The sequence below is a fragment of the Metapseudomonas otitidis genome (assembly GCF_900111835.1).
Lineage (GTDB): Bacteria > Pseudomonadota > Gammaproteobacteria > Pseudomonadales > Pseudomonadaceae > Metapseudomonas > Metapseudomonas otitidis.
The window spans coordinates 35027-44206 of sequence record NZ_FOJP01000024.1 but is presented as its reverse complement, the minus strand read 5'-3'; the positions used below and the strand labels follow the sequence as shown (position 1 = coordinate 44206).

Annotated in this window: 9 protein-coding genes and 1 pseudogene; 6 read left to right on the top strand and 4 right to left on the bottom strand. The window is 53.3% G+C overall.

What is annotated here, in order from left to right:
- The first annotated feature begins 49 nt into the window (after window positions 1–49).
- Window positions 50–388 carry a hypothetical protein gene (locus BM198_RS26095; protein ID WP_044412584.1) on the top strand — a complete coding sequence of 113 codons (339 nt, stop codon included), beginning with the start codon at window positions 50–52 and terminating at the stop codon, window positions 386–388.
- Window positions 389–401: 13 nt separating this feature from the next.
- On the opposite strand, the gene BM198_RS26090 is transcribed toward BM198_RS26095, so the two are convergent.
- From BM198_RS26090 to BM198_RS26075, 4 genes are all read right to left on the bottom strand, one after another.
- Window positions 402–896, bottom strand: a complete 495-nt coding sequence (locus BM198_RS26090) for a SprT family zinc-dependent metalloprotease (RefSeq protein ID WP_074973557.1) — start codon at window positions 894–896, stop codon at window positions 402–404.
- An 80-nt stretch (window positions 897–976) separates the two neighbouring features.
- The gene (locus BM198_RS26085; protein WP_074973556.1) at window positions 977–1573 is read right to left on the bottom strand and encodes a Yip1 family protein; all 597 of its coding nucleotides are present in this window, start codon (window positions 1571–1573) and stop codon (window positions 977–979) included.
- 150 nt (window positions 1574–1723) lie between these two features.
- Window positions 1724–2323, bottom strand: coding sequence for a Yip1 family protein (locus BM198_RS26080; RefSeq protein WP_044412634.1), 600 nt, complete (start codon window positions 2321–2323; stop codon window positions 1724–1726).
- Between the two features lie 153 nt (window positions 2324–2476).
- Entirely contained in the window at window positions 2477–3070 is a 594-nt protein-coding gene (locus BM198_RS26075) for a DNA-J related domain-containing protein (protein ID WP_044412576.1), read from the bottom strand.
- Between the two features lie 143 nt (window positions 3071–3213).
- Here BM198_RS26075 and BM198_RS30335 point away from each other — a divergent pair.
- From BM198_RS30335 to BM198_RS26055, 5 genes and pseudogenes are all read left to right on the top strand, one after another.
- A pseudogene (locus BM198_RS30335) lies at window positions 3214–3342 on the top strand (tRNA 2-thiocytidine(32) synthetase TtcA); the annotation flags it as partial.
- 203 nt (window positions 3343–3545) lie between these two features.
- Complete coding sequence (locus BM198_RS26070; RefSeq protein WP_244165741.1) at window positions 3546–4745, top strand: site-specific integrase; 1200 nt, start codon at window positions 3546–3548, stop codon at window positions 4743–4745.
- Window positions 4742–6394, top strand: coding sequence for a hypothetical protein (locus BM198_RS26065; RefSeq protein WP_034012842.1), 1653 nt, complete (start codon window positions 4742–4744; stop codon window positions 6392–6394). Before BM198_RS26070 ends, BM198_RS26065 begins: the two co-directional genes overlap by 4 nt.
- Window positions 6357–8684: a hypothetical protein gene (locus BM198_RS26060; protein ID WP_034012844.1), complete on the top strand. Its 2328-nt coding sequence runs from the start codon at window positions 6357–6359 to the stop codon at window positions 8682–8684. Before BM198_RS26065 ends, BM198_RS26060 begins: the two co-directional genes overlap by 38 nt.
- A gap of 91 nt (window positions 8685–8775) precedes the next feature.
- Complete coding sequence (locus tag BM198_RS26055; RefSeq protein WP_124084210.1) at window positions 8776–9096, top strand: hypothetical protein; 321 nt, start codon at window positions 8776–8778, stop codon at window positions 9094–9096.
- Window positions 9097–9180: the final 84 nt, after the last annotated feature.

The following is a 9180-nucleotide window of genomic DNA, read 5'->3' as shown; positions in this document are numbered from 1 at the left end:
TGTGGAGGGGCGGTGGTTGTTCCTTCCTGGGCTACAGAGGGTGAAGTCGATGGTCTACGTACAACGAGACGAGCGGGGCCGGGTGCTGCGGGTGGAGCACGAGGCCTTCCCGGGGATGACCCACCGGGTGCCGGAAGCCGACCCGGAGGTGCGCAGCTGGCTGGCGAGCCGCTCGCTGCACGAGCACCTGCTGTCGCTGCAGCATTCGGACCTGGAGCTGGTGCGGGTCATCGAGGACCTGGTGAACGTGCTGGTGGACCGTGGGGTGATGCGCTTCACCGACCTGCCCGAGGCCGCGCGCAACAAGCTGCAGCACCGGGCCAACACCCGGGCGCAGGTGGAGGGGTTGTCGGGGCTGGTGCCGGATGATGGGGCGTTGCCGTATTGAGGGCAGGAACGGCCTATTCCTGCCGCTGCTCCCCGCTGAAGCGCAGGGTGGCCCGGCAGCGCCGGCAGAAGTAGCGGCGCCCTCGGCCGACCAGGGCGTGGCGCTGGGGGGAGAAGGGGAATTCGCCGTCGGGGCAGGCGCAGAGGTAGATGAAGCGGTTCACCGTGCGGCGCTGCACTTCGTAGCTGTGGCAGCGGTTGGGCGGCAGTTCGTAGACGCCGCGCATGATCAGCTGCCATTCCTCGCCATGGGGCTGGATGCGCGGGCCGAACAGTTGATGGGCGACCAGGTGGGCGACTTCGTGGGCGACGGTCTGGCGCAGGAAGTCCTCGCGGTTCTCCCGGTACAGCTGCAGGTTGAAGCGCAGGCGGTTTTCGGTCAGGTGGGCGACGCCGGCCTTCTGGCCGCGCAGCTTGAAGCTGACCTCGGGGCGGGTGAACGGGCGTTGGAAGAAGGCTTCTGCCTGCTGGTAGCAGGCTTCGACGCGGGCGTGTAACTGCTCGGGCATAAGGGGCACTCCAGAGTGCGGCGATTATGCCCAAAGCGGTGGACGCCCGCTGCGTTCTCCTGCCGAGTGGTGCGACCGGGTCAGCGGTATTCCGGGGTCAGGTAGAGGTGCCAGTGGAGGATCATCGAGACCAGCACGTTCACCAGCACCAGCAGCCCGACGCCCCAGATCGAGGAGGCGTAGAGGAAGGCCTGCTCACGGTTCAGGCGCATGAACACCGGGGTGCCCAGGTAGAGCAGGACGCTGGCGTAGGCACCGGCCAGGCCCAGGACCAGCACGGCCAGCCAGCGGGTGGGGTAGAGCGCGGCGAGCCCGGCGATGAACAGCGGGGTGGCGGTGTAGGCGACGAAGCCGACGCATTCGTTGAAGCCGGGGCGGGTTTCGAAGGCTCGCGCCATCCAGCGCACGAAGGCGCCCATCAGCAGGGTGCCGAGCACGGCGGCCAGGTACAGGCCGGCGCACAGCTCCAGGGCGCTGGCGGTGTCGAGGCGCACCACTTCGTCCTCGGCCAGGCTCCAGCCGACCACGGTGGTGCCGATGTAGAGGCTGATGGCGGGGATGAGGGCGAGCAGCAGCAGGTGCCCGAGGTAGTGCAGCGGGTTGCGGGTCTCCTGGGCGCGGATGTCCTGCCAGGCTTGCTCGGGGCGGGTGAAGAGGGTGAGCAGGTGCGGGGCCATGTCCGTCTCCTTCTGTTCCGGTGGTCGGGCGCGGGCCCGGTCTCGAAAGGTTGGAGGACAGCGGCGGGGGAGGTTTCAACTTTTTCGGCGAGTGGTACGGCGCACAGCAAAGGGCCACCCCGTGGGGTGGCCCGGTTCACGGCAAGACGGTCAGCGGATGTAGACGGGGCCGACGCCCATGCCCCAGAGGATGACGGAGGTGGCGATCATGGCCACCAGCACCACCAGGCCTACCGCCAGCACGGAGCTGGAGAAGAGGAAGCCTTCGTCCTGCGGGATGTTCATGAAGGTCGGTATGCCCACGTAGAGCAGGTACACCGTATAGCAGATGGCGGCGGTGCCGATGACCATGCCCAGCCACAGGTGCGGGTAGAGCGCGGCGAGGCCACCGATGAACAGCGGGGTGGCGGTGTAGGCGGCGAACACGATGCACTCGGTCAGGCTCGGCGAGGCGTCGTAGGTGCGCGCCATCCAGTGGATGAAGGCGCCCATGACGGCGACGCCGGCGAGCATGGCCAGGTAGGACAGCACCGTCATCTGCAGGGCGCTGGATGGTGTGAGTAGCACGGGGTCGCCCTTGCCGATCACCCAGCCGACCTGGGTGGTGCCGATGTAGGCGGAGATAGCGGGTATGGCAGCGAGGATCAGGATGTGGGTGAGGTACATGTGGCTGATGCTTTCTTCTTCGCCACGAATGTCCTGCCATTCCTGATCGGGATGGGTGAAGAGCCCCCAGACGTGATGGATCATGCTGAACACCTCCTCTCTTTTTATGAGACCGCCCCCTGTTCGGGGCGCGGGGTGCGGGCCTGCCGGTGGGCTGGGCCTGCGACCTTGTGTCGCAGTATAGGGCAGGCTGGAGGCCGCGCAGCTCGGGGCTTTAGAGCAAATCGCGCTTAACCCTCAGTGGTAATAGCGTTGCAATATTTCCATCGCTTTGTTGATCGACTGCAGGCGGCTGGTGCTGCCGCCCCGGTCGGGGTGGTGCAGGCTGACCAGCTGGCGGTAGCGGCGGCGGATCACGGCGAGGTCCAGCGGGGCCTCGGTGTCCAGCTCGAACAGTTCCAGGGCGGCACGCTTCTCTTCGCCGCCCTGCATGCGCGTCCAGAAGCTGGCCAGCAGGCGGTCGACGTCGCGCTCGGTGGTGTCGCGCAGCTGGTTCATGTCCAGGTAGTAGGCGCGCAGCGGGTCGGGTGCCTCCAGGGCGGCCTCGCCGGCCTGGTAGGGCAGCAGCTGGATGTGCAGGGCGCCGATGGCCAGCCAGCCGCTGCGTTCGGCCAGCAGGCGGTCGCGCAGACGATAGAGGGCGTTGAACAGCAGGAAGTGGGTGCGGAACAGCACCAGGTGGTCGTTCAGGCCGAGCTGGGGGATGTGGGTGCTGTGACCGGCCTTGAGGCGCTTGATCAGCTCGAACTCGCCGAGGCCGTCGGGGGCGGCGCGCAGCAGGTCGAGCACCTGGTCGGCGAGGTCCTGGGTGGGGTCGAGGTCGTGATTCATCGGGCGAGCCTAGCAGGTTGTGCTGCACGGGGAATGCGACGCGGGCCGCAGGTGGTCGCCCGGGCTCTGGAGGGACTGGGGCGGCGCGTGCTTTGTGCGTAAAATGGCCAGCTTTTCGCATCGCACCCGGACTCCAGAGCACCATGGGCACCCTTTCGGTCAACCAGAACAAGCTGCAGAAACGCATCCGTCGCCAGGCCGGCGAGGCCATCGCCGACTTCAACATGATCGAGGACGGCGACAAGGTGATGGTCTGCCTGTCCGGCGGCAAGTTATAACCAAAAAAATATTTGTAAAGCCTATAAACCTGTAGACATTGCCTGTAAGCCCCGCCTTCCGTCGCTTTTTCTTTCCTCTCGTTTGACAGAACTCATTTGTGGGCTAGTTTGTAACTAAATCGGTTATTGGACTAGCTTTTTTGTCAATCATGAAAGTCAAACGATACCAATTCAATTCGTTGCCCTTCGTGTCGATAGTGGACGAAGCGGATTGCCCTATTGATCCGTATGTTTCCTGCTATCTCAATGGCGCTTTATCTGCTAAATCGGCCAATACGAGATTTAGGTACGCAAATGAACTGCTGTTCGTGCTGCAGTACTTTTCGGAAAAAAATATTGACCTACCCGAACGAGTTGCATCGGGCATTTTTATATCCCAGATGGAGTACATGCAGTTCTATGACAGATGCTGCTTAAGTAAGGGTTCTGGTGATGAAGGTATAAATATAAGATTTCTAGATATAAATGATAAACATTTAAGGAACATCATTGTTGCCAATCAGAAAGGGATGACAAAGGTCGCTAGCGAAACCTTGCAAGGTCGCATCAGACGACTTCGACAATTTCTTTTATGGCTGTTCGATGAGTTTCACGAAGTGCAAGATGCTGACGAAAAAACAAAAAATAAATTTAATGGGCTTATTTCAAAAATTAGGTTAGATGAAGATGCCCTTGGCAAGAATGGAGAGCAACATGTCGGCGATCCTGAGGAATCGGTGATCCCGGATGACGTTTTCGTAAAGTTTTTAGAGATGTTGATGCCGTCATCTCCTAATAATCCCTTTAAAGCATCTAGGGTGAGGAATTACTTGATCGTCAATTTGCTAGTCCTAAGCGGCATCAGAAGAGGTGCGCTGGCAAAATTGAAGATTTCTGACTGTCTATTTCATGGCACTAACGATCAGCTAGCTATTTATCGATCTGCAAATGATCCAACAGATCCGCGCTCTGAAAAACCCAATCAAAAGACAAAAGCACACTTCGCCTCGGTTGATCCAGGTTTTTTGGAGAAGGTTAAGTTCTATATTGACAACGTTCGTATTGTCTTTCCTCGTGCGCAATTCCATGACTTCGTGTTTGTCAGCGAAAATGACTCTAAAGGCACTGCGGGTCAGCCTCTTTCTTTAAAGGCAATAAATGCAATATTTCAAAAGCTCTCTAGATCGCTGGGCTTTCATGTCCATCCTCATTTGTTGCGCCACAAATGGAATGAAATTTTTGATAAGAAAGGGGAGTCGCTTGGGGTCAATCCGGCTTTGCTTGAGGATGCTAGAAAATATGCCATGGGCTGGTCGCAAAATACGACTCAGAACAGACGATATAATGAAAAGAGAATTGCGCTGAAGACGAGAGAGATATCAATGGCGCATCAAAAAAGAGTGGATCAGCAAAAATGACTCGCGAGAAGAGGCGGGAAGTTTTTAAGTCTCTGACTAATGAAGGCTCATGGATTACGGCCAAATCTGGCCTGATGGTAAATACCTCAGACGATGTATGGATATTACTGCCGAATAATGGAAAAGGAAAACGGTTGTGCGTTGACTGGGTTCATTCGTCTAACATGCCAGATGATGATAAAAAATTAATTCTGAGTGTATTTGTGGACTACGTGCGAACCAAGGCTGCGAGTACGGCGTCAGGTATCGTTTGCAATGTAAAGCCATTTATGTTGAATGGCATTCCGTCGTTAGCCAGAGTTAAATCTATATGGAGTGGGCTGCAGACAAACAATAAGAAGGGGCTCAATCAGTTCTTTGGGACGCTCTCTAGGCAAGGTAATACACGGTATGAAGAATATCACAAGTTTACGCGGACACATTTGGACAAGGGTAAAGACAATACTCTTGATCCTTCCATTGGGGCACTAAGCGATATTGAGTTTGACTCGTTAGCCAGGCAGATCAATGAAAATATACAAGAGTTCGACTGGGGCGCCAGTCGGGATCTTTTGTTTTTTCAGTCGCCGAGGCTATATGCGCGGCTCAGAAATATAGTCACTAACAAGTTGTTGCTCTCCATCGTAAGGCGGCCAATTCAAATTGCGCTATTGAAATGGTCTGATTTGATCCCCTCGGGTGCGAGTTTTCGCGACGCGGGAATTCTTCCTGTGGACGAAATCGGCACGGTAGGGGGGCAAACATTGCAGCTTAGAGTGTTCATAGTTAAGTCTAAGGGCGCACAATTCTCAAGGGAGCGGCCCGAGCGCTATCCTATACATCTTTCCGAATATATCTCAAGGGTTCTTATAGACTATAAACGGGTGGTATTGGAAGGGCTCAGACTAGTGATGGACTCAGCAGAGATTCAAGTGGATCAATCTGAACTCTTGAGCCTCATGAATGATATGCCTATGTTTCCAGCGGTTGATTTTTTTGAAGTGCGATTTGACTCTTTAGATTTGTTCAAAAGCATGTTTACGCCAAAGTCTACTGCCTACCACATATCGGAGACTGCAGTTGCACAGGCCATGAGATGGGTTCCGGTTGCCTCTGATCGAACTGTCGAATGTATGGCTACTTCCAACAGAATTCGTCACACCGTATTAACTCGCGGTGCTCAAAATGGTCTGCCCGCCGTTCAATTGGCCAAGATGACAGGTGTCACCGTGCCGGCTGCAAGGCATTACATAGATTTGGATTATGTATCTAGGAGAGAGATTGACACAAAGTATATCGGAAATGAGTTTCTAAAGAAGGCTTTTAGCCATACCTTAACTGTCGTTCCGGAAGGCGATGAGGTCATTGTCGACAATAAGTTCAACCCTGTTGGTGGGGCACTCAACAAGCATTCCTGCGCGACCTGTTCAACTGTTTTAGGGAGACCATTGGGGTGTTATGGGTGCCCAAACTTTCGTCCGATGCTAGAAGCTGATCACAGGTCGGTATTGGCTGATGCAGAGGGCAAGCTTGCTGCAAACCGCAACTCCCTAGTTAGTCCTCTTTACGCTCGCAGTATTGAAAAATTGGAGAGACAGATTGTTTGGGTGAGGCAAACAATAATGGTTTGCGATGAAGAACTCGCAAGGCGGCGCACAATCGATGCTTAACAAATACCTTGGCCGATTGGAACGGCTCATCAGCGAATATCGCGAAGCCAAGCTAGCGCAATTTGAAGGGCATGGCGGCAAGAAAGCGGAGTTTGATGATTTGGTCTGGTATCATATTGATCCCAATACTGGCCGCCGAACCCGATTCTTGTGCGGTGTACATGGCCGCAAGGGCAAAGGAAACGCCGGCAACCACCCCATAGACGCCCTTCCTTACCCCTATGACCACCTGATAAAAATATGGATCATAGAAACAACTAATACACCACTTTCCGCCAAAGAAAAACAAGCTCGGACGTCGGTAGCTAGGAAGATGTTGTCACTCATAGATGGTGATCTCTATGAGCAATCAGAGTCCACAATCACCGGCCTTAATTTGGGGGCGCGTTCAGCTGACCGCTTGCGGCCGTTTCTCGCGTTCTGCGCTGAAAAGGGGGTGATGCGAAAGGTCAACCTGAAGGGCAGCGACAACAGAGACAGGACGGGACATGCCGCGTTTGACAATACGCTGGAGAAACTTCCAGATACCCAAACAGTACTTGCGCTAGCCGACATCTTCTCTAGTGTGTTTGAGTATGTGGATGAACATGGCTCGCTGAGCCCTGGTAAAGAGATAAAAATCCATGATGCCTTAGTGGTGACTTCTGCACTACTGTCGCTGGCATCGCCCAATCGAATTTCTGCGGAAATACCAGTTCTGCCTAAACAAAAACTGCATTGTTACTCTGAAAGTAATGGAGAGCCAGTTTATTATCTCGACTGGATTGGAAGTAAAGGCTACGGGAACCACAAAAATCACGTACTTGCGGTGCTCGCTGAGCCGATAAAGAAAGCCCTAAACTTCTTCTACAAGGCATGCGAGCCTGCAAGAATTCTCTGTCGATTCTACGAGAGTCCGGGCAAAAGCTTGAAAGCGTTGCTCAGTGGGTTCGAAATGGAACCAGAGCTAGAGAGAAATTTAAATTTAACCAAACGGCCTAATCTTTTCACATTGGGGTATGCTTTAGGGTTTTATGGGGTTAATGATTGCGTTCCGGTCCTTAAGGAAGGAGCTGATCTGACTTCCATCCATCAAAGTCAAAGAGGTCGTTTTTTCGAAAAAAAACCGATTTACTCGTTGCAGCCTCAAGATCAGTTGTCCGTGTCGCAAACGAGAAGTGCAGCTTTAGCAGGATTACCCCACTTGTTCGGGTACGCCAATATGCCAAAAGTTTTTTCCGATAAGTCTGTCGTTTCGGTTGAAGAAGTGCAGGAGTGGTGGATTGCTTTCTATAGGACATCAATTTTGCCGGAATTTCCGCTCTCATTTTCAACCGGAGAATCAAGTATCAAACTTAAGGATGCCATGTTCTGCTTCTTGGGGAGTTGGCTTTATGGTGCGCCCGAGAGTGTCGGAAGTGGTGGGAAGGTTTTTCAAAAGACAAACTATGCGGTGGTGCCATTAGCGTCGCTAGGCGCCTCGGTTCTTACTCGACTGGTCGGCCAGGGGCGCTACACGACATCGATTTTTCAGGATTACGGATTTTCGTCAGAATTAATTCTTCGACCGCATAGTCTGCGGCACTTATCTAACACCCTTGCTGATTTAAGTAGCATTCCAGTTGAAATTATCACTGCTTGGTCTGGCAGAAAGAATCCCGAGCAAACCCATACTTATATTCATACGACTCACGACGAGAAAGCCAGTCGTGTGAGTGCGATATTGAATCCGCCAGATATCGACAGGCGGGATATTCGAGTCGTTTCCCAAGATCAACTTACACAAACCACCAACCTGCCGGCATCTGTCACCTCCACCGGTCTTTGTACTCAAAATCTTAATGTAACGCCTTGCAATTATTTGAACGATTTCGTCTCGCAGTGCTTCATGTGTCCGGATACTTGTCACATAGCAGGCGATGTGAAGACAATCGAGTTTTTTGAGAAAGATTTATCGTTTCAAACTTTGAGATTAGAATCGGTAGCGTGTGATCCACGCTTACCAAGCTCCCAGGCAATGAGGCAGTGGTATCTAATTCACTCGCGAAATACCCATATTCTATCCATGCTGAATGATTTGATGAAAAGTAAGGCTGTCGGAACGATGATTTGTTACTCAGATAAAAATTCTGAGTTCAGTTTGACCGATCTAAATACCAAGATCATTACAAAGGTCGCGTGTGCCCTACCGGATTTTGAGGCTCGCCTGAAGGGTATTATTGAAGATAAGACTGCCAGAACAGCATCTGATGCTAATCCCGAGTTGCGCTCTCTTTTATCCTCTTTCGGTCTGTCTGAAGGCGAGGTGTGATGTGGTAGTCCCAAAAATATCAGCTCAGCAGCAGCGTAAGATAGAGATAATGTTGGCTAAGTGGGTAGGTAAGCTGACGTGGGATGCTCTGGTGACTAAGGTTGAACTTGAGCTTGGCATAAAAACGACTAGGCAAACCCTCTGCACTTATGTGGGTATCAACACATCTTATAAGAACAAAAAAGCTCAACTTCGGGGGGCAACGCCTTCCCTGCTCACAAAGATAACTGCTTCTGAAGTAAAGCTTGTGGAGCAAATAGAGCACTTGAAGGCTGAGGTTGCGGTTCTCAAAAGAAATAATGCAGAGCAACTGCGTATGATTGAGAGGATGCTTTTGAACGCCAATGCCATCCCCAACCTGGATCTTTATGCCTTGGTCAAGAAAAGACCTGAAGAGATACAAAATGGCTAATCATTCGCACACCTCCTCGACTATGCCGTATTGCGCACACGCTCGGTGTGCAACCCAAGGGGGTATCCGGGCGAGGAGACTGGC

Coding starts and splice junctions, on each gene's coding strand:
- BM198_RS26090 (WP_074973557.1), bottom strand. CDS start 896: ATGCCCGAGCAGTTACACGCCCGCGTCGAAGCCTGCTACCAGCAGGCA.
- BM198_RS26075 (WP_044412576.1), bottom strand. CDS start 3,070: ATGAATCACGACCTCGACCCCACCCAGGACCTCGCCGACCAGGTGCTC.
- BM198_RS26060 (WP_034012844.1), top strand. CDS start 6,357: ATGAAGAACTCGCAAGGCGGCGCACAATCGATGCTTAACAAATACCTT.
- BM198_RS26095 (WP_044412584.1), top strand. CDS start 50: ATGGTCTACGTACAACGAGACGAGCGGGGCCGGGTGCTGCGGGTGGAG.
- BM198_RS26085 (WP_074973556.1), bottom strand. CDS start 1,573: ATGGCCCCGCACCTGCTCACCCTCTTCACCCGCCCCGAGCAAGCCTGG.
- BM198_RS26065 (WP_034012842.1), top strand. CDS start 4,742: ATGACTCGCGAGAAGAGGCGGGAAGTTTTTAAGTCTCTGACTAATGAA.
- BM198_RS26080 (WP_044412634.1), bottom strand. CDS start 2,323: ATGATCCATCACGTCTGGGGGCTCTTCACCCATCCCGATCAGGAATGG.